The organism is Nocardia canadensis (assembly GCF_032656385.1).
Lineage (GTDB): Bacteria > Actinomycetota > Actinomycetes > Mycobacteriales > Mycobacteriaceae > Nocardia > Nocardia canadensis.
This window is the reverse complement of the sequence record NZ_JAVCWB010000010.1, coordinates 1585484-1608505: the sequence shown is the minus strand read 5'-3', so window position 1 is coordinate 1608505 and position 23022 is coordinate 1585484. Positions and strand designations below refer to the sequence as shown.

Here is a 23022-nt window from a genome sequence, read left to right as displayed (position 1 = left end):
GGCGCGGGGGTCTCAGTCGGTGAGTTCTCCGGCCGAACGCCAGGACTGGCGTTCGGCGGCGAAGGCCTCGGCCTGCACGGCGCGGAAATCGGTGATGGCCGCGGCGTTGTCGGCGAGGAAGGCGCGGTAGTCGGCGAGGCGGAATTCGCCGTCCTCGGTGGGGACGTCGACCTTTCCGGCGGCGAAGTCGGCCCGCAGGTCCAGCAGTTCGCCGGGCTCGACGGGATGCCAGCGGATGCGGTCGAAATAGCGTAGCAGCCAAGGAGTTTCGGGGTCGGTGGCGAAGCGGTCGACGCCGGGGCCCGTGGTGCCGGTGGGCCGGGCGCGGTGGTTCCAGACCTGGGTGGTGCGGCCGACGAACTGGTAGCCGCCGGGGCCCTCCATGCCGTAGATGCACAGGTAGGCGCCGCCGATGCCGACGGCGTTCTCGGGGGTCCAGGTGCGGGCGGGGTTGTATTTGGTGGTGACCAGGCGGTGCCGGGGGTCGGTGGGAGTGGCGACGGGGGCGCCCAGATAGACGTCACCCAGGCCGAGAACCAGGTACTCGGCGTCGAAGACGGTGCGATAGACGTCCTCGACCGAGTCCAGGCCGTTCATGCGACGGATGAACTCGATATTCCAGGGGCACCACGGAGCGTCGGCGCGGACGCCGTGCATGTAGCGGGTGATCGCCTCGCGGGTGGCGGGGTCGTCCCAGGACAGCGGGAGGTGCACGGTGCGGCTCGGCACGACGAGCTGATCGGAATTCGGCAGCTGCGCTTCGGCTTCGGCGAGCAGGTCGAGCAGACGGGCGATCGGCAGCACGGCCGGGTCGACGCGGATCTGCAGGGAGCGGATGCCGGGGGTGAGTTCGACGACCCCGCGCGGCCCGGCCGCGATCAGATGCTGATGCAGTGCGTGCACGCGGGCGCGCAGACCGAGATCCAAAGTGAGCGTGCCGTATTCGACCAGGACGCCGTCGTCGCCTTGGCGGCGGTAGGTCACGCCGGTCTCGTCGTCGACCTCGGTGCGGCGCAGGATGCCGTCGTCGCCGTCGCGGCCCGCCGAGAGCACGGTGCCGAACGATGCGCGTCGGCGCGCGCCGAGTTCGCTTGTGGGCGCGGCATGTTCGGCGCGGACGGGGACGAAGCGCACCGTATCGCCCGGGGCGAGCTGGCCGAGCTTCCAGCGATCGGCCGCGACCACCGTCACCGGACAGACGAAGCCGCCCAGGCTCGGGCCGTCGGGGCCGAGCAGGATCGGGGTGTCGCCGGTGAAATCGAGCGCGCCGATCGAGTAGGCGTTGTCGTGGATGTTCGACGGGTGCAGGCCCGCCTCGCCGCCGTCGGTGCGGGCCCACTCCGGCTTCGGGCCGAGCAGGCGCACGCCGGTGCGGTCGGAATTGAAGTGCACCTCGTAGTCGGTGCCGACGATGGTGTCGAAGTCGCCGCGGGTGAAGAACTCCGGCGCGCCGTGCGGGCCCTCGGTGACGGCCAGTTCCCAGCGGTGCCCGAAGGCGGGGATGTCGGTCATCGGGACGGCGGGGGCCAGGCGGGTCGCCGGTGCGCCGAGGGGCAGCACGTCCTCGGCGCGCAGGGCCGCGCCGGTGCCGCCGCCGAACTTGCCCAGGGTGAATGTGGCGGCGCTGCCGAGGAATTGCTCGACCTCGATGCCACCGGCGACCAGGATGTAGGTCCGCATGCCGGGCCCGCGGATCGCGCCGACCTCGAGGACGCCGCCGGCCGGGACTTCGACGGTGCGCCACTGCTCGACCGGCCTGCCGTCGACTCGCACGTCGGCGACCGCGCCGGTGACACACACCCACGTCGCCTCGCTGAAGCGCAGCGCGGGGCCACCCAGCGTGCATTCGAGCCCCGCCGCGCCCTCCGGGTTGCCGAGCACGCGATTGCCGAGCCGGAACGAGAGGTCGTCCATCGGGCCGGAGGGCGGAACGCCGATGTGCCAGTACCCGATTCGCCCGGGCCAGTCCTGCACCGTGGTCTGCATGCCGGGGCGGAGGACCTGCACGGACCGGGTGCCTGCGGGCAGCGCGACCGGGGTGCCCGCCACCATGGCGGACTCGGGTGCGCCGACGACTCCGGCGGTGCGCGTGCCGGTAGCGGCGGCCGCGGAAGTGCGGTGCTCCGGGCTGACCGAGGGGAGCGCGGTATCGACGACGGCGGAACGGGTTCCGGTGAGACTCATCGGGTCACCACCATGCGGACCGGCGTCGGGTCGAAACCGTTGCAGGGGTTGTTGATCTGCGGGCAGTTGGAGACCAGCACGAGGGTGTCGATCTCGGCGCGCAGGGTGACCTTCTTGCCCGGCGCCGACAGTCCGTCGACGATGCCGAGCGTGCCGTCGGCCTCGACCGGGACATTCATGAACCAGTTGATGTTGGACACCAGATCCCGCTTGCCCAGACCCCATTCGAGCGCGGCGCTGAGGAAGTTCTCCACGCAGGCGTGCTGGTGGCGGGTGTGGTGGCCGTAACGCAGGGTGTTGGATTCCTGCGAGCACGCGCCGGCGATGGTGTCGTGGTTGCCGACCTCGTCGGCGACCACGGTCATCAGCGGGGTGCCCGCCTCGGTCAGCAGGACGCTGCCGGTGGTCAGGAAGATATTGCGCTGCGCGGCGACGGTGGCCTGGGCGCTGTAGCGATCGGTGCGGTCGGCGGCGGAGTAGAGCAGGCAGTCGACGGCCTGGTTGCCGTGCAGGTCGATGATCTCGAGCTGATCGCCCGCGCGCACGATCGCCGACCACGGCGCCTGAGCGGGGACGGTCTCGTCGAGGACGACGGTGCGGATGGTCGCCGTGGTCATGCCAGAACCTCCGAGTTGAGTGCGGCCGCCCAGGCGGCTTCGGTGTTGTCGACGGCCCGGCGGTATTCGGGGTCGTCGTTCGTCGCGCGCTCGGTGGGCGCCGCCCAGGCGAGCACGTCGAGGTCGCCGGTGGGCCGATCGTCGAGGGGATGGGCGGCATTGGCGACCAGCAGCGTCACCGGGAGGTGGATCAGCAGGTCGACCGCGGTCCCGGCGGCGGCGTTGCCGGTCGGGACGAGACCACCGTCGGCCTCGACCCGGACGCCGCGGAACAGCGAGACCGACGGTCCGATGTCGCGCGGCGCCAGGCCCTGCTTGGCGCCGGCCAGGTGCAGCTGGTGACGGCCTGCGGCGCCGGGCCCGCACAGGGTGTCGTGGTGGCCGGACGAATCGGCGACGACGGTGGCGAGTACCCGGCCCTGGTCGGAGAGCAGCGGATGGCCGGTGCTCAGGTAGGCCTGCCACGGCACCTTCACGGTGTCGGCGACATTGAGCCGCTCCCACGGTGCCTCGGCGCGGAGCAGGAACAGGTGCGCGCAGGTGGTACCCGCGGGGTCGGCCAGCCGGACCCGAGTGCCCCGGCCCAGCACCACGTTCGCGTAGCCGCCGGTGGGGATGCGTTGCGCGAGAACGACTGCCGCTGGATCGACACCGTCGGGGGTGTCGGGCCGGTCGATCGTGGCCGCGGCGGCCTGAGCGCGCGCGTGGGCGCGAGCCCCGTCGGTGGATCGAGTACTCGTCATCGTGATCTCCTGTGGTTTCGGAGCGCCGGCGCGCTCGAGGTCGCGACCCCTCCTGTCCCGCCGAGCAGGCACCGGTGCTTGCTCCTTCGTCGCGTACGCAACGGCACCTGATCGGCGGGACGGCCGCGACGGCCGACTCGTCGGCCTGCTCCTCCTCGAGGTCGGAGCGTGCGGGGCTGAGTGGGTGGGTGGTAGCGGCGATTCAGGTGTTGGTGAATCAGGCCGTGGCGGGGACGGTTTCGGTGTGGGGGAATTCGTCCCTGGCGGCCACTGCGAAGCGGTAGACGACGGCGCCCGCGGTGAGGATCACCGCCACCGACAGCGGGCCCGCCCACAGCTGCCACCAGCTGCCGCCCGCCGGGGTGTAGACCTCCGGACGCGGCCAGGCCAGGTTGATCACCATCGCGATGCCCCAGACCACGGCGAGCGCGTTGATCGGCACGCCCCAGCGGCCGAGGGTGAACAGGCTCGGGTCGTCCACGGCGGGCAGGCCCTTGATCCTGCGCACCAGCAGCGGCACGGTGACCAGCAGGTACGCCAGGTACAGGCTGACGATGCAGACGCTGGCCAGGGTGGCGAAGATGGCCGGGTTGCCCAGGTTGAGCACCAGCAGGCCGATGCCGAGCGCGCCGATCACCACGGCGGGCCACACCGGGGTGCCGAAGCGCGGGTGCACGGTCGACAGGGCCTTGGCGAACGGCAGTTTGCCGTCGCGCGCCATCGAGAACATCAGGCGCGAGCCCGCCGTCTGGATCGCCAGGGTGCACACGATGACCGCGACCGCGACGCAGCCGAGCAGTACCGAACCGGCGGGGCTGTCGAGCTTGGAGGTGATGACGTAAGCCAGTCCGCCCGACGCCAATTCGCCGTCGGACAGGCTGGGCGCGGCCATCAGCGCGCCGAGCAGCATGAGCCCGCCGCCCAGTGCCGACACCGACAGGGCCAGCAGAATCGTGCGCGGGGCGACCCGGCGCGGGTTCTTGGTCTCCTCGGACAGTTCCCCGGCGGAGTCGAAGCCGACCATCACGTAGGCGGCCATCAGGCCGGAGACCAGGAACGCCGCCCAGTACGGGCCGGGCGCGGCCTGGTCGGTCTGCAGGACGACGCCGGGACCGCGCTCGGTGCCGGTGAAGAACAGCGCGATGATCGCCAGCACGCCGACGATCTCGACGGTGACGCCGATCGAGTTGATCCTCGACATCAGGTCGATGCCGATGACATTGATCGTGGTGGTGACCACCAGCAGCACGCTGCCGAGCAGAACCGCGTTCATCGCGCCGTCGCGGGAGGTCAGCGCGGTGTCGGTGCCGATGAACTGGAAGCCGCTCCAGATCGTCGGCAGTACCACCTGCAGGGCGATGGCGGCCGCGGCGGCCGTGACGACCTGTGCGATCACCATCATCCAGCCGGCGAACCAGCCGATCAGCCCGCCCGCGAGGCGGCGCGACCACTGATAGATGCAACCGGAGATCGGGTACCGGGCGGCCAGCTCGGCGAAGTTCAGCGCCACCAGGAACTGGCCGGCGAAGACCAGCGGCCAGGTCCAGAAGAACGCGGCGCCGCCGAACGAATAGCCGAAGCCGAAGAACTGGAAGATCGTGGTGAGGATGGAGACGAACGAGAACCCTGCCGCGAAGGACGCGTAGCGCCCGAGCTTGCGGTGCAGGACCGGTTCGTAGCCGAATGTGGCGAGGTCGGCGCTGTCGCGGCCGGTATCGGGGGGAACAGCGGCGGTATCGAGAGTCGTGGCCATGTCGGTGTCCTTCGGCGGTGCGGCCAAATATCTATCAGTCGATAGTTTTGCGCGCGCGATCGCTCGAACGGTGTCGTGCGTGTATCGGCTGTGGGGCCCGCGGTAACTTCTGCGTTGCCCACGTTTCTATCGAGTGACAGGAATTCGACCGACCGGCATCCTCGCTGGTGAGGTGCCCGCTGCCGCCCAGGTCGGCGCCCGATGACAGAATCTTGGACGTGGCAAACCTCGGTCCCGGGCGTCCCCGGCTGGAACAGCGGCGTAGGCAGGGGACGACGCCGCGCGCGGAGATCCTCGACGCGGCGGCGGAGCTGTTCACCACCAAGGGCTACGCCAACACCTCCACCCGGGCGGTAGCCGACGCGGTCGGGATCAGGCAGGCCTCGCTGTATCACCACTTCGCCGCCAAGGACGACATCCTCGACGCGCTGCTCGCCGAAACCGTCGCGGGCCCGGTCGAGCTGGCACAGCGGATGGCCGCCGAACCCGCCGACGCCGCGACCCAGCTCTACGCGCTCGCCCTGTTCGACGTGCGCCAATTACGCACCGCGCGCTGGAATCTCGGCGCGTTATATCTGCTGCCGGAGCTGCGCACCGAACGCTTCGCCACGTTCCGGCGCCGCCGCGACGAACTGCGCGAGCACTACGAACGGCTCGCGGCCGAATCCGCCGCGGCGACCGGGCAACCCGACGACGCGCGCATCCTGCCGTTCCGGTTGGTCGAAACGGTGATCGGCATCCGCTCCGACGCCGGGGCGGCGAGCGAGGACACCGAGCGGGTGATCCCGGACGCGATCTTGCGCATCGTCGGCCACACCGCCGACACCGCACCCGTGCGCACGGCCGCCGAAGCGCTGCTCGCCCGGCTGGCCGCTCAGGCCGTCGAGTCGGCCTGAGCGGTGCCGAAGCCCGCGATCAGTCGGCGATGAACGCGAGGATATCGGCGATCAGTTCCTGCTGGTAGGCGCCGAAGATGCCGTGCGGCGCACCCGGATACACCTTCAGCGTGCCGTTCTTCACGAGCTCGATCGACTTCAGCGCGGCACCGGCGATCGGCACGATCTGGTCGTCGTCGCCGTGGGCGATGAAGATCGGCACCTCGAGCGCCCGCAGATCCTCGGTGAAATCGGTCGCCGAGAACGCCGCGACACACTCGTAGGCGGCCTGGATGCCTGCCAGCATGCCCTGGCGCCAGAAGTCGTCCTGCGCGCCCTTCGACACCGTCGCCCCCTCGCGGTTGAAGCCGAAGAACGAGGGCGCGAGCTCCTGATAGAAGGTGGAGCGGTCGGCGAGCACGCCGGCGCGGATGCCGTCGAACACCTCCATCGGCAGACCGTCGGGATAGGCCTCGGTCGCGACCATGATCGGCGGCACCGCGCCGATGGTGACCACCTTGGCGACGCGGTCGCGCCCGTGCTGGGCCGCGTAGCGCACGACCTCGCCACCACCGGTCGAATGCCCGATGACGACGACATCGCGCAGGTCGAGGAATTCGACGAGCTCGGCGAGGTCACGCGCGTAGGTGTCCATGTCGTTGCCCTGCCACGGCTGCGACGAGCGGCCGTGTCCGCGACGGTCGTGCGCGATGACGCGGTAGCCCGCGTCGGCCAGGGTCTTGCGTTCCAGCGCCCACGCGTCGGAGCTCAGCGGCCAGCCGTGGCTGAAGACGACGGGTCGTCCGGTGCCCCAGTCGGAGAAGTAGATCTCGGTGCCGTCGGACGTGGTGAAGTAGGGCATTGCGCTCCCGTCGGAGAGGTGGATGACTAGGTTGCCCATCGTTGTCGGGCGGGCCGCCGCTGTCGCCTGCCGGAACGGCCGCGGATCCCGCACTTTCGGACAGGCAGTAGATTCATCGGCATGTCTGTCGCCCCGGAACGTGCTCGCTTCACTGTGCCGACCGGGCCGCGGCGCGTCGGATTTCTGCTGTTCGACGGGGTGAAATCGCTCGACTACGTCGGTCCGGCCGAGGTCTTCATCGAGGCGAATCAGTTCGCCGATGCCTATGAGGTGATGTTGTTCTCACCCACCGGCGAGCCGGTGCGCAGTTCGGTCGGCGGCGGGGTTGCGGTGACGGCGGCCGCGGCCGACGCGCCCGCCCTGGACACGCTCGTGGTGCCGGGCAGTGAGGTCCGTCCCGTCGAGTTCGTCGGCCCCGAACTCGTCGAGGCGGCGCGCGTTCTCGCGGCGCGCAGCCGCCGGGTCGTCTCGATCTGCAGCGGTGCCTTCGTGCTCGCCGAACTGGGGCTGCTCAACGGTCGCGGCGCCACCACGCACTGGAAGTTCGCCGCCGAACTCGCCCGCCGGTACCCGCGGATCGACGTGCGGGCGGATCGAATCTTCGTGCGCGATGACGACATCGCGACCTCGGCCGGGGTCGCCGCAGGCATCGACCTGGCGCTGGCCTTGGTCGCCGAGGATCTGGGCAGCTCGATCGCGCGTCAGGTCGCGCGGGGTCTGCTGGTCTATCTGCAGCGGTCCGGCGGACAGACCCAGTTCTCGACGCCGCTGCGCGCCGCGGCGCTGCCGCCGGGGCCGGTGCGCGCGGTGACCGATCTCATCGCCCGCGATCCGACCAGGCGCCACAGCGTGCGTGACCTCGCCCGGCACGTGAATGTGAGCCCCCGCCACCTCACCCGGCTCTTCACCGAGGAGACCGGGCTCAGCCCGGCCGAGTACGCGGCGAACGTGCGATTCGATCTCGCCAGGGCCCGGCTCGAGGCGGGTAGCTCGGTGAGCCGGGCGGCGTCCGAGGCGGGATTCACCAGTGCCGAGGCGTTGCGCCGCACCTTCGTCGCGCGGCTCGGGGTGTCGCCCTCGGACTACCGACGCGGATTCGAGTCCGGGCTCAGCGCGTAGGGCCTCAGCGGGAGGTGGGCGGGGCGATCTGCCAGTGCTGGTTGAGCGCGCCCGCGATCTCGGGGAGGACGGTGACCGGAATTCGCTTGGCGCGCAGTATCTCCCGGATCTCGGTGACCTGCTCGCGTTTGCGCATGTCGTAGGCGCCCGCGACCGGGCGCACCACCGGCGGGATAGACAGCAGGACCAGTTCGTCGCTGGTTCCGCCATTGAGGTCAAGGGCCAGTGCCCAGCGGGATCGCTCGTCGAGGGTGAAGCGGCCCGCGACGACGCGATCCCACGGCACGGTCGACGAGCGGAACGGAGTCCTGGCGTAGATGGCGTGCTCGGTGAGCTCGACGACATCGCGCACGAACAGCGCCACGCCCGCCGCCACTCCGGCGATCGCGCCGACGAGCAGGCCGGTGATCACTCGGTTGACCCCGAACATCGCCACGAACAGCCCGACGACGCCGGTGGTGACCAGCACCCCGATCAGGCAGTAGAGCAGGCTCCGCCCCGCGGGCACGACACCGGCACGCACGACCGCCATGCGAGACCTCCCTCTCACGAACTCGCGGCCCACCCTAGCGGGTGGGCCGCGCCGGGCTCACGACCCGAGCGATACCGCCGCTTCGGAGGTCTCCACGAGGAAGGTGAACGTCTCCTGGAAGTACAGCTGCACGGTCTCGGCGTCGTGGCTGAGGTAGCCGATCGACAGATCCTGGCCCAGCGCCAGCTCGAAGTCGCCGCCGCGGGTGGTGAGCGCGAAACCGCCGGTGATCGCGGGCGCCCAGATGATCTCGCCGTCGATCAGCCGCTCGATGTGGGTGCGGATCGGGTGACCGTGATCGGAGGTCTCGCTGACCTGCGTGTACAGCTCGGCGCTGAGGACGACCGAGTACGGCCCCTGCACACCGGCCAGCCGCAGCCCGGTCAGCGCGCGCGAGATCGCGTCGGGAATGTCGACGACATTGCTCGGCAGCGCCACCGCGGCGTTGGAGGCGGCGTCGCGGATGCCGGTGATGCCCGCCGCGGCGTAGCTCTCGAAGATCGCGCGGTCCTCGGCGAAGGCGATCTTCTGGGCGGCGGTCTTGAGATTGTCGAAGTCGGCGTCACCCGCGCCACGCTCGATGTCGTCGAGTTCGCCGCGCTTCAGGGTGAACGGCACCCGGAGTTCCACCAGCGGCTGCACCACGCGCTGGTGGGCGACGACACCGTCGTCGGGCGAGGAGATCGCGGTCAACCTGCCCCGGTTGCGCGCCGAGTAGGCCACGCCGTGCGGACCCGAGACGTCGACGACCCGGCGTCCGGCGATATTGCGCTTGAACGTGCGGGTGGCTTCCTCCTCGATCTGTGCCCAGGCCTCGGCGGTGATCGGCGCGAGTTCGCGATGCAGGTTGTTCATTCAGATACTCCTTTTCATCGAGCCGATGGCGAGCGAGCCGTCCGAATCGGAAGCGACGGCGTCGGCCCGTTCCACCGGGGTGAACACGGGCAGCGAATCGGAAATTTCTTCGGTGGCAACGGACTCGGGGGCGTCTGGCGGATCGTCGAGGAAATCGACGGTGGGTGTGAAGAACAGCGTGCCGGTGACCGCGAACGAGAAGTCGAGGATGCGGTCGTAGGCCGCCTCCTCGGTGCCGAGGAACATCCGCTCCAGCATGCGCTCGGTGACGCTCGGGGTGGCGGCGTAGGCGATGTAGTAGGTGCCGAACTCGCCCTGGCCGATCGTGCCGAACGGCATGTTGGCGCGCACGATCTGGCGTTCGGTGCCGTCGGGGTCGACCAGGGTGTTCACCGCGACATGGGAGTCGGCGGGCTTGATGTCGTCGGGCAGTTCGTAGTCGCCGAGCTTGGTCCGCCCGATCACCCGCTCCTGCTCCTCGATCGACAGCGCGTTCCACTGGTCGAGCGGGTGGGTGTATTTCTGCACGATGACGTAGCTACCGCCGGCGAAATCCGGGTCCTCGTCGCCGATCAGGGCCGCCGAGTACGCGGCGCTGCCCTCGGGGTTCTCGGTGCCGTCGACGAAGCCGAGCAGGTCACGCTGTTCGAAGTAGCGGAAACCGACGGTCTCGTCGACGATCGTGGCCGCGCCGCGCAGGCGCTCGCCGATCGCCATGGCCAGTTCGAAGCACGCGCCCTGGGTCTCGCCCCTGATATGGAACAGCAGGTCGCCCGGGGTGGTCGGCGCGCTGTGGATCGGCCCGTTGTAGCCGGGGAATTCGTGCAGCTCAACGGGTTTGGGGCCGGCGAACAGGCGGTCCCAGGCCGTGGAGCCGATCGAGGTGACGCAGGTCAGGCCCTCGCCGGGCACCCGGAAACCGACCGAACGGCGCAAACCGGTGATGTTCGACAAGAGGTCGCGGACCGCCGACTCGCCGCCCTCGTCGATGGTGGCGACGAGGAAGATGGCGGCCGGCGTGAGCGGTTCGAGGATCGGCTGTGGCTCACCCATGCCGTCCAGAGTAGAGCGCGGCGCGGACAGGTTGGCGGCACGCCCTCGCGTGTCAGCGACCCGCAGGCAACCCTTATTTGGCGACGGTCAGCAGAAACGCCACGTTATCGATGGCTTTGACGCTGTGCCGGGCGCGCGGGACGACGATGAGATCGCCCGCCGAACCCTTCCACTCGTCGGTGCCCGCGATCAGCACGAGCGTGCCGCTGAGGACCTGGATGGTGGCGTCGCCCGCGTTGTCGTGCTCGGCCAGGCTCTGGCCCTCGGTCAGGGCGACGACGGTCTGGCGCAGCACATGGGTGTGGCCGCCGATGACGGTTTGCGAACTTCGGCCACTCGTCGAGGTGGCCGCCAGCTTCAGCTGTTGGCGGGCCACCGCGGTCAGCGATTTCTTGTCCATGGCATAGCGCCTTTCGCAGGCTCTCGCGGGGCTTGGTATCTGGGAGTATGCCCGAGACCGCGCCCGCGGTCGGGCGTTTTGCCAGACCGTTAGCCAGGTGTTGTCAGCGCCGGGTGTAGCGGCGAATGCGGTAGCGGAGACCGGTTTTCGACTCCTGCCACGGCGTTTCCGGCGCCTGCCACTCGGGGCCGATGACCGGGGCGAACGCGTCGCCGGTCACTCGCGTGTCGACCTCGGTGACCAGCAGCGTCGTCGCCAGCGGGAGCGCGGCGCGATAGATCTCGCCGCCGCCGGCCACCCAGACATCGCCCGGTCCGGCCAGGGCCAGCGCGTCGGGCAGCGAGGCGGCGCGTTCGGCGCCTTCGCCCGCCCAATCGGTCTGCCGGGTGACCACGATGTTGCGACGGCCCGCCAGCGGGCGGTAGGCCTCGGGCAGCGAGTCCCAGGTACGCCTGCCCATGATGACCGGATGGCCCATGGTGGTGTCCCGGAAATTGGCCATGTCCTCGGGGAGGCGCCACGGGATGGTGTTGTCCACCCCGATCACGCCGTCGGCGGCCTGCGCCCAGATGAGGCCGATCTGACCGCTCACACCGCCACCGGCGCCTTGATGGCCGGGTGGTGCTGGTAGCCGGTGAGCTCGATGTCGTCGTAGGTGTAGTCGAACAGGCTGGTCGCCGGGCGCAGGTGCAGGGTCGGGAACGGGTAGGGCTCGCGGCTGAGCTGCTCGCGCGCCTGGTCGACGTGGTTGTCGTAGATGTGCACGTCGCCGCCGGTCCAGATGAACTCGCCCGGCTCGAGCTCGGTCTGCTGGGCCACCATCAGGGTCAGCAGTGCGTAGCTGGCGATATTGAACGGCACGCCGAGGAACAGGTCGGCGCTGCGCTGGTACAGCTGGCACGACAGCTTGCCGTCGGCGACGTAGAACTGGAAGAAGGCGTGGCACGGCGCCAGGGCCATCTTGTCCAGGTCGGCGACGTTCCAGGCCGAGACGATCATCCGGCGCGAGTCCGGGTCGGTGCGCAGGGTGTGCAGCACCTGGGCGATCTGGTCGATGTGGGTGCCGTCGGGCGTGGGCCAGGAGCGCCACTGCACGCCGTAGACCGGGCCGAGCTCGCCCTTGTCGTCGGCCCACTCGTCCCAGATGGTCACGCCGTGCTCCCGCAGCCAGGACACGTTGGAGTCGCCGCGCAGGAACCACAGCAGTTCGTAGGCGATCGACTTGAGGTGCACCCGCTTGGTGGTGATCAGCGGGAAGCTCTCGGCCAGGTCGTAGCGCAGCTGATGACCGAAGATGCTGCGAGTTCCGGTGCCGGTGCGATCGGCTTTGGGGGTGCCGTCCGCCAGCACGTGCCGGAGCAGATCCTCGTACTGCGTATCAGGAGTGGCCACGCCTGGCGATTCTACGGTGCACGGCACCTGGCAAGCTCTCCGCGTATGCGCAAGCTCTACGTGATCGGCATCGGTGCCGGTGACCCCGACCAGGTGACGATGCAGGCGGTCAAGGCCATGCGACACGCCGACGCCTTCTTCGTCATCGGCAAGGGCGCCGAGAAGCAGGAGCTCGTCGACGTGCGCACCGCGATCCTGGCCGAGCACGTCGAGGGTCCGCACCGGATCATCGAGATCACCGATCCACCCCGCGACCGCACCCCCGACGACTACGCAGGCGTCGTGCGGGACTGGCACGAACGCCGCGCCGAACTGCTCGCGGCCGCCTTCGCCGAGGTCGACGGGGTCGGCGCGATCCTGGTGTGGGGCGACCCGGCCCTCTACGACAGCACCCTGCGCATGGTCGAACACGTGCTGGCCGGCGGCCGCGCGACGTTCGACTACGAGGTGATCCCCGGCGTCACCAGCGTGGCCGCGCTGGCCGCCCGCCACCGCACGGTCCTGCACCGCATCGGCGAACCGGTCCACGTCACCACCGGTCGCAGGCTCCGCGAGGAGGGTCTCGGCGCCGGGTCCACCGTGGTGATGCTCGACGGCGACTGCTCGTTCACCGAGATCCCCGGCGACGACGTGCACATCTGGTGGGGCGCCTACCTCGGCATGCCCGACGAGACCCTGATCGAGGGACCGCTGCGCGAGGTCGAGCAGCGGATCGTGGCCCGCCGCGCGGAGCTGCGCGCCGCCAAGGGCTGGATCATGGACGTGTACCTCCTGCGGGGACGTTGAGTCCCGACGCGGCCACGCACCCCGACCCCGAGGCGGGACGGCCGCGAACGCGCCGCACCAGCCGCTAAACTGGCGCTGTGCCCGAGCTACCCGAGGTGGAGGCGCTGGCGCAGTTCCTGCGGGATCATGCGGTCGGCGCGGTGGTGGGGCGAGTCGACGTGGCCGCGTTGAGCGCGGTGAAGACGTTCGACCCGCCGGTGACGGCGCTGTCCGGACGGGATGTCACCGGGGCGGGGCGCTGGGGCAAGTTCCTCGGAATGGACTGCGGCGGGCTGTGGCTGATCACCCATCTCTCGCGCGGTGGCTGGCTGCGCTGGGTGGACGAACCGAATCCGTTGCCGCCCAAGCCGGGCGGCAAGTCGCCGCTGGCCCTGCGGGTGCATTTCTTCACGCCGGCGGGCGCGACACCGTCGATCGACCTGACCGAGGCGGGGACGAAGAAGCGGCTGGCGGTCTATGTGGTCGACGATCCGAAGGCGGTGCCCGGCATCGCGCGGCTCGGTCCGGACGCCCTGGCGGTCACCGAGGACGAGTTCGCGGCGCTGCTGAAGGGAACCTCGCAGCGGATCAAGACCGCCCTGGTCGATCAGACGCTGATCGCGGGGATCGGCAACGCCTACTCCGACGAGATCCTGCATACCGCCAAGATCTCCCCGTTCGCGAACACGAAGACGATCCCGGCCGACAAGGTGTCGCAGCTCTACACCGCCATGCGCGAGGTGCTGCTCGACGCGGTGCGGCGCTCGGTCGGGCAGGACGCGGCCAGGTTGAAGGGCGAGAAGCGTTCGGGCATGCGGGTGCACGCGCGCACCGGGCTGAAGTGCCCGGTCTGCGGTGACACCGTGCGCGAGGTGTCCTACGCGGAGCGTTCGTTCCAGTACTGCGCCACCTGCCAGACCGGCGGCAAGGTGCTCGCCGACCGGCGGATGTCGCGGCTGCTCAAGTAAGGCTCAGCGGTCGCGCCACGCCTCCAGCAGGCGCAGCCAGAACTCGCTGACGGCGGGGAATGCCGGCACCGCGTGCCACAGCGTCTCCAGCGGAACCCGGCCGACCACGGCGATGGTGGCCGCGTGCAGTTGCTCGCCCATGTCGGGGCCGACGAAGGTCGCGCCGAGCAGCCGGTCGGACGCGGTGTCGACGACGAGCTTCGCGCGGCCACGGAAATCGTCGCGCGACAGCGACGAACCGGCCACGGCGATATCGATCTCGACGGTGTCGACGGCGTGCCCGGCCTTCCGCGCCTCGTGTTCGGTGAGGCCGACGGAGGCGAGTTCCGGTGCGGTGTAGACGACCTGGGGCACCTGCTGGTGGTCGGCGCTCGCGGTGAACCGGGGCCGGTCCAGCGGCCTGCCCTCGGCGCGGGCGGCGATGACGTCACCACACACCCTGGCCTGGTACTTGCCCATATGCGTCAGCGCCGCACGATGATTCACGTCGCCGACGGCGTAGAGCCAGTCGCCGGGGACACCGCGCACGGTCAGCTGGTCGTCGACCTCGACGTAGCCGGCGGGCAGGCCGACGGCGTCGAGCCCGAGCCCGTCGGTGGCGGGGGTGCGGCCGGTGGCGACGACGAGTTCGTCGACCTCGAGTTCCCCGTCGTCGAGAACGAGGGTGACCGGTCCGCCGTGGATGCGGCCGACGCCGGTGTCGGCGGGGTCGCGCCGGGAGATCAGCGACGGTTCGGTGTGCAGCCGCACCGTGACGACGCCGGTCTCGCGCAGGCCGCGCAGCACCAGCTCCGCGGCGAACGGTTCGGCGCGCGGCAGCAAGCGGTCACCGCGGACCAGCAGCGTCACCTCCTCGGCGCCGAGCTCGGCCAGCCAGGTCGCCGCCTCGCAGGCGACGACACCGCCGCCGATGACGGCGACCCGGCGCGGCACCACCGTCAGATTGGTGACGTCGCGGGAGATCCACGGCAGGGCCTCGGCGAGGCCGGGAATACGGGGAATGGTGGCGGTGGTGCCGGTGGCGAGCACGACCGCGTGCCGGGCGCGCAGGACGCGGACGCCGTCGTCGGTGACCACCTCGACGAGGCGTTCGCCCACCAGCCTGCCGGAGCCGCGCACCGGGTCGATGCGGGCCGACTTCGCCCAGTCGACCTGGGAGGTGTCGTCGCGATCGTGGGTGAAGGAGTCGCGCCGGGCGAGCACGTCGGCCACCTGTGGCCCGCTCGCGGTCACCCCCGGCATCGCCCGGCCCAGGCCGAGGACGGCACCGGAGCGCAGCAGCGCCTTGCTCGGAATGCACGCCCAGTAGCTGCACTCGCCGCCGAACAGTTCCCGTTCGACCAGCGCGGCGGTGCGGTCGCTGCCTGCGATGGCGTAGGCGGCGGCGTTCTCACCGGCCGGGCCCGCGCCGAGGACGATGACGTCGTATTCGGCGTCGGTCACTGCAGATAGCCCTCGACCTCACGCGGGGAACGCATCCCGGTGTCGTCGGGGGATTCGGCGGCGCCGGAGCGGGCGCGGCGCTGCCGCAACAGATCCCACGCCTGATCGAGCATCACCTCCAGCTGGGCCAGCTGCTGGCGTTCGGCGACCGGGTCGATCTCGCCCGCGGTGGCCTTGGCGCGCAGCGCGTGCTCGTCGTCGACCAGTTGCTTGATCCGCGCCAGGATGTCCTGATCGTTCATGTGCTCACCACTTCGATGGTCGGAGGGGTAGTGCCCGAACAGCGACCCGCACGGGGTCGGGGTCCATGCTACGACCGTGCCGGGCGGGGGCGCGGCGATCAGGCGCGCTACCGGGGGAGATCGTGGCGCGCGGCGGCGAGGCAGTCGGCCGCGATCGGCACCGCGGCGACCAGGTCGGCCGTGCTCGGGGCGGTGTAGCCGATGGCGACGCCGAACCGGTACGCCGCGGCCAGATGATGCCGCGCGAGGCCGTCGAGCAGGACGCCACGGTCGCGCGCGGCGGCGATCGCGCGCTGTTCGGCGGCCGCGTCGGGGAGCTCGACGACGACGTGGGAGCCCGCGTCGTCACCGACCACCGGCAGGCCGCGGCGGGCGAGCGCGTCGACCACCAGGGCACGTCGCGGTGGCACCACCCGGCGCAGCCGACGCAGGTGGCGGGCCAGGTCGCCGTGCCGGGCGAACTCGCTGAGCACCCGCTGACCCGCCGGGCTCGGCGCGGTGCCGGTCTCGGCGCGCCAGGCCAGCACCGCGTCGGCGATGTCGGGCCTGGCGACCAGCCAGCCGACGCCGAGCGTGGTGGCGATGATCTTGCTGGTGGTGCCGAGATGCACGACGACATCGGGTGCCATCGCGGCCAGCAGGGGCAGCGGCGCGGTGTCGTAGCGCAATTCGCCGTCGTAGTCGTCCTCGATGACGAAGACGCCGTTCGCCCTGGCGAATTCGATCAGCTCGACCCGGCGGGCGGCCTGCATGCGCGCGCCGAGCGGAAACTGGTGCGCCGGTGTGCAATAGACCGCGCGCACCCCGGGCGGGATCAGCTCGACCCGCAGTCCGTCGGCGTCGATCGGGACGGGCAGCACCCGGATGCCCGCGGCCCGCAACGCGCCGACGGCTCGCTGGTAGCCGGGGTCCTCGATCGCGACGGTGTCGCCCGGCCGCAGCAGCGCCGACGCCAATTCGCCGACCCCGGCGCTGGTCCCGGCCGTGGCGAGCACCACCGAGGCGGCTCCCGCGGCCAGACCGCGGTGCCGCAGCAGGTGTTCGGCGACGGCGGCTCGGAAGGCGGGCTCACCAGCGCGGTCCTTGCGGGTGTCGGCGGGGTGATCGCCCGCCGCGCGCCAGGCGCGTCGCCAGGCGGCCGGGTCGACGGCCTCCGCGCACGGCGCTCCGGGGCCCAGATCCAGCAGGCGCGCGTCGGGATCGGCGTCGGCACCGGGGTCGGTGGTCGGCGGCGCGGCGGCGGGGGCGGTGCGCAGGTAGGTGCCCGACCCCTGGCGACCGGCGATCCAGCCCTCCGCGTGCAGCTGGTCGTAGGCGGTCGACACCACGGCCCGGCTCACCCCGAGGCGCTGGGCGAGGGCGCGCGAGGCGGGCAGCCGCTCACCGACGCGCAGCACGCCGCCGGTCGCCGCGGCGCGCAGGGCATCGGCTACCTGCACCGACAGCGGTTCGGGCGCGGTGCGGTCGAGCGGAATCGGCAGATCGTCGAGCATCGCTCACCTCGAATTGGCCTGTAGATCTTCGCCCGAAGTGGACCTGTTTTCGGTCCATTTTCTCGGCGAAGCTCATCTTATGACCACGCACGACACCACCCGCGCCCCCTTGTCACCGACCCCGCGCACCACCCTGACGCGGTCCAAGGAACGGGGCCGCGCGGACCGCGCCGACCTCGACGCGGTGCTCGACGCCGGCCTGGTCTGCCACCTCGGCGTGCTGCTCGGCGGCTCCCCGGTGGTGCTGCCGACCGTCTACGGCCGCGCGGGCGACACGCTCTACCTGCACGGTTCCACCGGCGCCGGCAATATGCGCGCCGCCGTCGGGACCGACATCTCGGTCGCGGTGACCCACGTCGACGGCCTGGTGTACTCCCGCTCGGCCATGCACTTCTCGATGAACTACCGCTCCGCGGTGATCCGTGGTCGCGCGGTGCTGGTCACCGACGAGGCCGAGCGCGCCAACGCGCTGCGGGTGATCGTCGAACACGCCGCGCCGGGCGCCTGGGATCGGGTGCGCCCGCCCAACCGCAGGGAGATGGCGGCCACCATGGTGCTCGCGCTCGATCTCACCGAAGCCTCGGTGAAGGTCCGCACCGGCGGCCCGAACGACGACGCGGCCGACATCGAGACCGGCGGCGTCTGGGCGGGAGTGCTGCCGCTGCGGCAGGTCTGGGGCGAGCCGATCGACGCCGCCGACCTGGAACCCGGCGTCGACGTGCCCGCCGATGTCGCGGCCCGGGTGACGCCGGGCTCGGTGACCGTCGGCTGAGGCGGTCTAGCGCGGCGCCGTGCCCAGGGCCATCAGGTCCTTGGCCGACACCTCCGGCAGGTACGCCTTCGTCAGCGCGATGCCGATCCGCGGCAGGTCGGCTTCGTCGCGATAGCACAGGTACACCGGTTCGTGGCGGGGCTGGAACTTCGCCTTGAACGAGTGCAGCGACCGGAATCCGTAGTACGGCTCCATGGCGGCGCCGAGCCCTTCGAGCAGTCGATCGATCGGCTCGGCGTCGTCGGTCCCGGCGCTGCGGGCCAGTGGGGCGCCGGATAGTGAAACGATCTCGGCGCCTTCCTCTTTGAACAGCTGACAGGCCGAGGCGATGAGGAACTCCACCACCGGCCGGAAGCCGTCGGGCCGCCTGCGCATGACATCGAGGGTCCAGCCGCGGATCTCCCCGCCGGGGGCGTACACCGGCAGCCACGAGGTGACGCCGTGCACGCTGCCGTCGGCGTCGATCGCCAGGCCGACCCGCACCTCGGGATCGAGCGCCTCCTCGACCCCGCCGAGCGTGAATCCCATTTCCGGCAGCCCCTTCTCGCCGACCCATTCCTCGGAGATCGCGCGCACCTGCGCCAGCACCGCGAACGGTTCTTCGGCGAGATGGACCATCCGGAACGCGATGCCCTCCTTGTTCGCCTTGTTGATCGCCGACCGGATGTCCTGCCACGGCTTGCCCTTGAACTCGAGCTGCGGCAGGTCGACGATGGTGTCCTCGGCGATCTGCGCACTGCGCCAACCGAGTTCGCCCGCCAGCTCGGCGACGGCGCCCGTGGTGGAGAACAGGCACGGCACCAGGCCGTCGGCCTCGCATCGGTCGGTGAAGCGGGCGAGGGTGTCGGGCAACAGGTCCGGCGGGCCGACCGGGTCGGTCAGCACGATGACGGTGCCCGCGTGCCGCTGATAGGCGACGCAGCGTTCGCCGTCGTCGGCGAACCAGTACTTGTTCTCCGGCCAGGTGATCATCCACGACATGGTGCTGCCGCCGTAGCGGGCGAGCAGCGCCCGCACCGCGGTGCCCGGGTCGGTGCCCGACAGCGCGCCGCCGGTGATCCTGCGCCGGTTGGCCACCCGGAACGCGCCGCGGCCGCCGTAGAGCAGCGCCACCTCGCCCGCCCACAGCAGCGCGGTGCCGACGGTCACCGCGCCGGTCGTGGCGTAGTCGGTGCCGATCGCCACGCCGAGCAGCACCAGGGTGAGCACCACGTGCACGGTGCCGTAGCCGACGGCGATCCACCAGGCCCAGCGCCTGCCCTTGCGTAGCTGGTCGGCGATCACCGCGATCACCGCGACGGTCAGGATCGTGCTCCCCGGTGAGCCGCGTTCCTCCCCGGTCGGCCCGAGCAGGCTGTCGGTCGGGAAGAAGTACACCAGCACCGAGACCGCGGCGATCAGCAGCAGCCCGAGGTAGGCGAGCATCCGAACCTCGCGCCGGGTACGCGGCCAGAAGCCGTGCTCGGTGGTGCTGAACAGCTTCTCGCCCAGCGGGAACCACACCGCGACCGCGATCAGGTGCATGAGATCGGCGAAGGTCGACTCGAACAGGAACGTGATCGACACGTGCGCCGCCAGTACGGCGCGCACCCGCAGCCGCCAGGGCGAGCGCAGCGTCGCCGAGGCCGCGGCGATCGCGGCGAGGGCCGAGGTGGTGAACCCGACGTCGCGAACCTCGGCCAGCCGGTCGGCCCAGCCGAGATGGGTGTGCTGGAGCAACCCGACGAGGACCGACGCGACGAGCACGCCGATCAGCTGCGCGCTGAGGCAGACCAGCGCGGTGCGCGCGGTACCGAGCCGCCACTCGGCCCAGCCCACCGCCAGCGCGAAAAGCACTGTCATGACGGCGTACTGGAACGGCGTGAGCCCGAAGACCCAGCCGGACAGCGGAGTCCACCACTTGCCCTCCGTGAGCGGCGGCCAACCGTAGGCGATGTCGGGGAACCAGGCCCTGGCGTCGAGCCGCCGCCAGAGGCCACCGCCGGCGAGACCGAGGACGAGCACCAGGGCGAGGAAACCGATCGTGAACGGCACCCGCCGGATCACGACGCCCGCGGTGACGAGGGCGCCCGATGGAGCCGGCGCGGTGGCAGCTGCGTTGTCGTCCATCGATCCACCCTTTGCTGCGAGTGCGCCACGCGGACGCGGTGAAGTCGTCTGTGTACCGTATGTCATCGTGGCCGCGCGCGGACCCGGCTCCGCGCGTCGAGGTGGCATCTGTGGAGGTCAGCGATGTCGAGGATCACCGATCTGTCGTTGCTCGCCGGTGGGCTCCCGGTGGTGCTGACCCTGCTCGGCGTGCTGGGTGCGGTGTGGTTGCTGTTCGCGCGATCTCGGCGCTATGTCACCACGACGATGCCGATCGTGCTGCTGGCCGCGACCGTGCTGACCGTCGCGCTGTATCTGTTCGTCGAGGAGGTCTGGCGGCCGTTCCCCGACCCGATCGCGGTGTCGGTCTACGTGCTGGTGGGGGTCGCGGTGGCGGCGGTCCTGCTGATCGTGCCGCGAATCCTGGTGCGCCGGAGGGTGCGGAGCGCGATCGTCACCCTGCTCGCCGCGCTCGCGGTGCTGGCGGCGGTCGGCGTCCGGATCAATCTGGTCTACGCCGCGTATCCGACCGTCGGCTCGGCGCTGGGTATCGACGAGATCCAGCGGGTCGGCGCGAGCGAGCTGACCCGCAGCGCGCGGGTGGTCGGCGGGCGGCCGCTGGAGTCGGTGTGGACCGAGCCCGCCGGACTGCCGCACGGCGGCAAGGTGCTGACCGCGACGGTGCCGCCGACCGAATCCGGGTTCACCGCCCGCGCCGCCGAGATCTACCTGCCGCCTGCCTATTTCGCCGACCCGCGCCCGCTGCTGCCGGTGCTGGTGCTGCTCGCCGGACAGCCGGGCGCGCCCGACGACTGGATCGTCGGCGGGCGAATGGTCGAGACGATGGACGCCTTCGCCCGCGCCCACCATGGTCTGGCGCCGATCGTGGTGGTCGCCGACGGCACCGGTAGTCAGCTGGCGAACCCGCTGTGCCTGGACTCGCGGCTGGGCAAGGTCGCCACGTATCTGGCCGTCGACGTGCCCGCCTGGGTGCGGGCGAACCTCCAGGTCGATCCGGATCCGCGCGCGTGGGCGGTGGGTGGTCTGTCCTACGGCGGGACGTGCGCGCTGCAACTGGCGACCAACTATCCGCAGGTCTATCCCACGTTCCTGGACCTGTCCGGGGAGGACGAGCCGACGCTCGGCGACCGGCAGCGCACGGTCGAGGCGGCCTTCGGCGGCGATACCGCCGCGCTGCTGCGGGTCAACCCGCTCGACCTGCTGCGCGGCCGGACCTACCCGGACTCCGCAGGCGCGTTCGTGGTCGGCGCCGACGACGAGATCTATCGCCCGCAGGTGGAGCGGATGTATCAGGCGGCCGAAGACGCCGGGATGGATGTCCACTTGCGGGTGCTGCCCGGCGGTCACAGCTTCGCGCTGTGGTCCGCCGGGCTACGCGATCAACTCCCTTGGCTGGCAAACCGGCTCGGCATCACCGGGTAACCGGCCAGCAGCGCGGCGAAGGCGAGCAGCCAGCAGCTCCACAGCAGGTAGCCGAGGAAATTGGTCAGCCCGGCGGCCTCGACGCCGAGCGGAACCAGGACGCCGGTCGCGACGGCGGCGGCACCGGCGTAGCCGAGCACGGCGAACCAGCGGGGGACGCGGTCGCGCAGCGCGGACACGACCAAGGCTGTCCACAGCGCGGTGAGGGCGTAGCCCGCGGTCTCGCCGATGACCGTGCCCAGGACGGTATCGGCGGTCTCGAAGGTGTGGATCGCGGGGGAGTCGGGGCCCTCGGTGGCGACGCGGTCGGCGAGGCCGGGCACGAGCAGCGGCCAGCGCAGCAGGCCGACGGTCTGCACGATCGCGGCGGCGACGCCGGCGCGCACGGCCCACCGCATGATCGACGACTCGTCGAGCCTGCCGACCAGGACAGCCAGCGGACCGAAGGCGCAGGCGGTGGCGGCGAGCAGGGTGAACAGCGCGACGACGGTGCGCCGCTCGGCGCGGAACTGCGCGAGCGCCTCGGTGGCGGGCCGGGTCAGGACGTCGGGGTAGTCGAACGACACACCCAAACCGGTGAAGGCCAGGTTCATGAGGATCGGCGCCGCGATCAGCAGCGTGATGGCGGGCCACGGCCTGGTGCGCATGAGATGTCCATTCTGGCTGTACGGAGTACAGGTAGCTGTACGGGGTACAGTCCATCGCATGTCGGAGGAGAAGTCAACAGGTCGGCGCGCCGCGACCGGTGCGCCGCGGCCGACGCGGCGGTCGTTCACCGAGGAGCAGGTCGTCGACACCGCGCTCGACCTGCTCGATGACGGAGGGCCGAGCGCCCTGTCGATCCGGGCCGTGGCCGGGCGGCTCGGCGTCAACCCGAACGCGGTCTATACCTACGTCGCCAGTCGCGCGGACCTCGAGCGCGCGGTGATCGAACGGGTGCTCGCCGCGGTGCCGCTCGGTCCGCTGTCGGATCCCGGCGTGGAGTGGACCGCCGCGGTGATCCAGTTCGCCCTCGGCCTGCGCGACCAACTGCTCGCCCATCCGGCGGTGGCCACGCTGATGATGTCCGGCCCGATGGACGGCGTCGCGGCCCGTGATGTCGGCGAGGCGATGTTCGGTTGCCTGGCGCGCGGCGGTCTGCCCGCCCAGACGCGGGCGCACGGGGTGTACGCGGTGATCGTGCAGGTACTCGGCGCGGTCGCGCTCGAGGTCGCCGAAACCGACGGAAAGCCGCCGCTGCCACCGGAATCCGAGCGCATCGCGCAGCGCAGGGCCGCGCTGGACGAGGTCGACGCCACCCGGTGGCCGCGCACCGCGGCGCACCTCGACGAGATCGCCGCCTGGAACTCGGTGGATCAGTTCGTGTGGGGACTGCGGGCGTTGCTCACCGGGATGACGGCGGCCTGAGTGCCCGGTAGGGGCA

Annotated in this window: 23 protein-coding genes; 7 read left to right on the top strand and 16 right to left on the bottom strand. The window is 71.0% G+C overall.

The features are described from left to right. Positions 1-12 precede the first annotated feature (12 nt). The 4 genes from Q7X29_RS30755 to Q7X29_RS30740 all read right to left on the bottom strand — a co-directional run bounded on the left by Q7X29_RS30755 (position 13) and on the right by Q7X29_RS30740 (position 5297). A complete protein-coding gene (locus Q7X29_RS30755; protein WP_394358752.1) occupies positions 13-2184 on the bottom strand; it encodes a 5-oxoprolinase/urea amidolyase family protein in 2172 nt (723 codons plus the stop codon). Continuing rightward, positions 2181-2801, bottom strand: coding sequence for an urea amidolyase associated protein UAAP2 (locus tag Q7X29_RS30750; RefSeq protein ID WP_316576126.1), 621 nt, complete (start codon positions 2799-2801; stop codon positions 2181-2183). Before Q7X29_RS30750 ends, Q7X29_RS30755 begins: the two co-directional genes overlap by 4 nt. Then, a complete protein-coding gene (locus Q7X29_RS30745) occupies positions 2798-3544 on the bottom strand; it encodes a DUF1989 domain-containing protein (protein ID WP_316576125.1) in 747 nt (248 codons plus the stop codon). The genes Q7X29_RS30750 and Q7X29_RS30745 overlap by 4 nt, the downstream gene beginning before the upstream one ends. Before the next feature lie 217 nt (positions 3545-3761). Then, positions 3762-5297 carry an amino acid permease gene (locus Q7X29_RS30740; protein WP_218716768.1) on the bottom strand — a complete coding sequence of 512 codons (1536 nt, stop codon included), beginning with the start codon at positions 5295-5297 and terminating at the stop codon, positions 3762-3764. Positions 5298-5515: 218 nt separating this feature from the next. On the opposite strand from Q7X29_RS30740, the gene Q7X29_RS30735 reads away from it, so the two are divergent. Next, positions 5516-6193: a TetR/AcrR family transcriptional regulator gene (locus tag Q7X29_RS30735; protein ID WP_316576124.1), complete on the top strand. Its 678-nt coding sequence runs from the start codon at positions 5516-5518 to the stop codon at positions 6191-6193. A gap of 19 nt (positions 6194-6212) precedes the next feature. Here Q7X29_RS30735 and Q7X29_RS30730 read toward each other — a convergent pair whose 3' ends face one another. Beyond that, entirely contained in the window at positions 6213-7034 is an 822-nt protein-coding gene (locus Q7X29_RS30730; RefSeq protein WP_316576123.1) for an alpha/beta fold hydrolase, read from the bottom strand. Between the two features lie 120 nt (positions 7035-7154). Between Q7X29_RS30730 and Q7X29_RS30725 the strand changes: the two genes are divergently transcribed. Further along, positions 7155-8153 (top strand): GlxA family transcriptional regulator, encoded by a 999-nt coding sequence (locus Q7X29_RS30725; protein ID WP_316576122.1) that lies wholly within the window; start codon positions 7155-7157, stop codon positions 8151-8153. A gap of 4 nt (positions 8154-8157) precedes the next feature. Here the strand turns inward: Q7X29_RS30725 and Q7X29_RS30720 are convergent, their stop codons facing one another. From Q7X29_RS30720 to Q7X29_RS30695, 6 genes are all read right to left on the bottom strand, one after another. Then, positions 8158-8685 carry a hypothetical protein gene (locus Q7X29_RS30720; RefSeq protein WP_316576121.1) on the bottom strand — a complete coding sequence of 176 codons (528 nt, stop codon included), beginning with the start codon at positions 8683-8685 and terminating at the stop codon, positions 8158-8160. A 57-nt stretch (positions 8686-8742) separates the two neighbouring features. After that, the gene (locus tag Q7X29_RS30715; RefSeq protein WP_218716763.1) at positions 8743-9540 is read right to left on the bottom strand and encodes a family 1 encapsulin nanocompartment shell protein; all 798 of its coding nucleotides are present in this window, start codon (positions 9538-9540) and stop codon (positions 8743-8745) included. Next, positions 9541-10593, bottom strand: a complete 1053-nt coding sequence (locus Q7X29_RS30710; RefSeq protein ID WP_218716762.1) for a Dyp-type peroxidase — start codon at positions 10591-10593, stop codon at positions 9541-9543. A 73-nt stretch (positions 10594-10666) separates the two neighbouring features. Further along, positions 10667-10993 carry a cupin domain-containing protein gene (locus Q7X29_RS30705; RefSeq protein ID WP_218716761.1) on the bottom strand — a complete coding sequence of 109 codons (327 nt, stop codon included), beginning with the start codon at positions 10991-10993 and terminating at the stop codon, positions 10667-10669. A gap of 103 nt (positions 10994-11096) precedes the next feature. Continuing rightward, the gene (locus Q7X29_RS30700; protein WP_218716760.1) at positions 11097-11585 is read right to left on the bottom strand and encodes a dihydrofolate reductase; all 489 of its coding nucleotides are present in this window, start codon (positions 11583-11585) and stop codon (positions 11097-11099) included. Continuing rightward, a complete protein-coding gene (locus Q7X29_RS30695) occupies positions 11582-12385 on the bottom strand; it encodes a thymidylate synthase (protein ID WP_218716759.1) in 804 nt (267 codons plus the stop codon). The genes Q7X29_RS30700 and Q7X29_RS30695 overlap by 4 nt, the downstream gene beginning before the upstream one ends. 45 nt (positions 12386-12430) lie before the next feature. On the opposite strand from Q7X29_RS30695, the gene cobF reads away from it, so the two are divergent. Next, a complete protein-coding gene (gene cobF / locus Q7X29_RS30690; RefSeq protein ID WP_316576120.1) occupies positions 12431-13171 on the top strand; it encodes a precorrin-6A synthase (deacetylating) in 741 nt (246 codons plus the stop codon). Positions 13172-13248: 77 nt separating this feature from the next. Beyond that, a complete protein-coding gene (locus Q7X29_RS30685) occupies positions 13249-14118 on the top strand; it encodes an Fpg/Nei family DNA glycosylase (RefSeq protein ID WP_316576119.1) in 870 nt (289 codons plus the stop codon). 3 nt (positions 14119-14121) lie between these two features. On the opposite strand, the gene Q7X29_RS30680 is transcribed toward Q7X29_RS30685, so the two are convergent. The 3 genes from Q7X29_RS30680 to pdxR all read right to left on the bottom strand — a co-directional run bounded on the left by Q7X29_RS30680 (position 14122) and on the right by pdxR (position 17296). Continuing rightward, on the bottom strand, positions 14122-15561 hold the full coding sequence (locus tag Q7X29_RS30680) for a dihydrolipoyl dehydrogenase family protein (RefSeq protein WP_316576118.1): 1440 nt from the start codon (positions 15559-15561) through the stop codon (positions 14122-14124). Next, entirely contained in the window at positions 15558-15803 is a 246-nt protein-coding gene (locus tag Q7X29_RS30675) for a DUF2630 family protein (protein ID WP_218716755.1), read from the bottom strand. Before Q7X29_RS30675 ends, Q7X29_RS30680 begins: the two co-directional genes overlap by 4 nt. A gap of 107 nt (positions 15804-15910) precedes the next feature. Continuing rightward, positions 15911-17296 carry a MocR-like pyridoxine biosynthesis transcription factor PdxR gene (gene pdxR / locus Q7X29_RS30670; RefSeq protein ID WP_316576117.1) on the bottom strand — a complete coding sequence of 462 codons (1386 nt, stop codon included), beginning with the start codon at positions 17294-17296 and terminating at the stop codon, positions 15911-15913. A 79-nt stretch (positions 17297-17375) separates the two neighbouring features. Here pdxR and Q7X29_RS30665 point away from each other — a divergent pair, with 79 nt between their 5' ends. After that, positions 17376-18068, top strand: coding sequence for a pyridoxamine 5'-phosphate oxidase family protein (locus tag Q7X29_RS30665; protein WP_218717117.1), 693 nt, complete (start codon positions 17376-17378; stop codon positions 18066-18068). A 6-nt stretch (positions 18069-18074) separates the two neighbouring features. On the opposite strand, the gene Q7X29_RS30660 is transcribed toward Q7X29_RS30665, so the two are convergent. Then, on the bottom strand, positions 18075-20177 hold the full coding sequence (locus Q7X29_RS30660) for a bifunctional lysylphosphatidylglycerol flippase/synthetase MprF (protein ID WP_316576116.1): 2103 nt from the start codon (positions 20175-20177) through the stop codon (positions 18075-18077). A gap of 123 nt (positions 20178-20300) precedes the next feature. Here Q7X29_RS30660 and Q7X29_RS30655 point away from each other — a divergent pair, with 123 nt between their 5' ends. After that, positions 20301-21599: an alpha/beta hydrolase gene (locus tag Q7X29_RS30655; RefSeq protein ID WP_316576115.1), complete on the top strand. Its 1299-nt coding sequence runs from the start codon at positions 20301-20303 to the stop codon at positions 21597-21599. Here the strand turns inward: Q7X29_RS30655 and Q7X29_RS30650 are convergent. Next, positions 21557-22246: a DUF4386 family protein gene (locus Q7X29_RS30650; RefSeq protein WP_316576114.1), complete on the bottom strand. Its 690-nt coding sequence runs from the start codon at positions 22244-22246 to the stop codon at positions 21557-21559. The two genes, Q7X29_RS30655 and Q7X29_RS30650, sit on opposite strands and share 43 nt — an antisense overlap. A gap of 58 nt (positions 22247-22304) precedes the next feature. Between Q7X29_RS30650 and Q7X29_RS30645 the strand changes: the two genes are divergently transcribed. Beyond that, positions 22305-23006, top strand: coding sequence for a TetR/AcrR family transcriptional regulator (locus tag Q7X29_RS30645; RefSeq protein ID WP_316576113.1), 702 nt, complete (start codon positions 22305-22307; stop codon positions 23004-23006). The last annotated feature ends 16 nt before the right edge of the window (positions 23007-23022 follow it).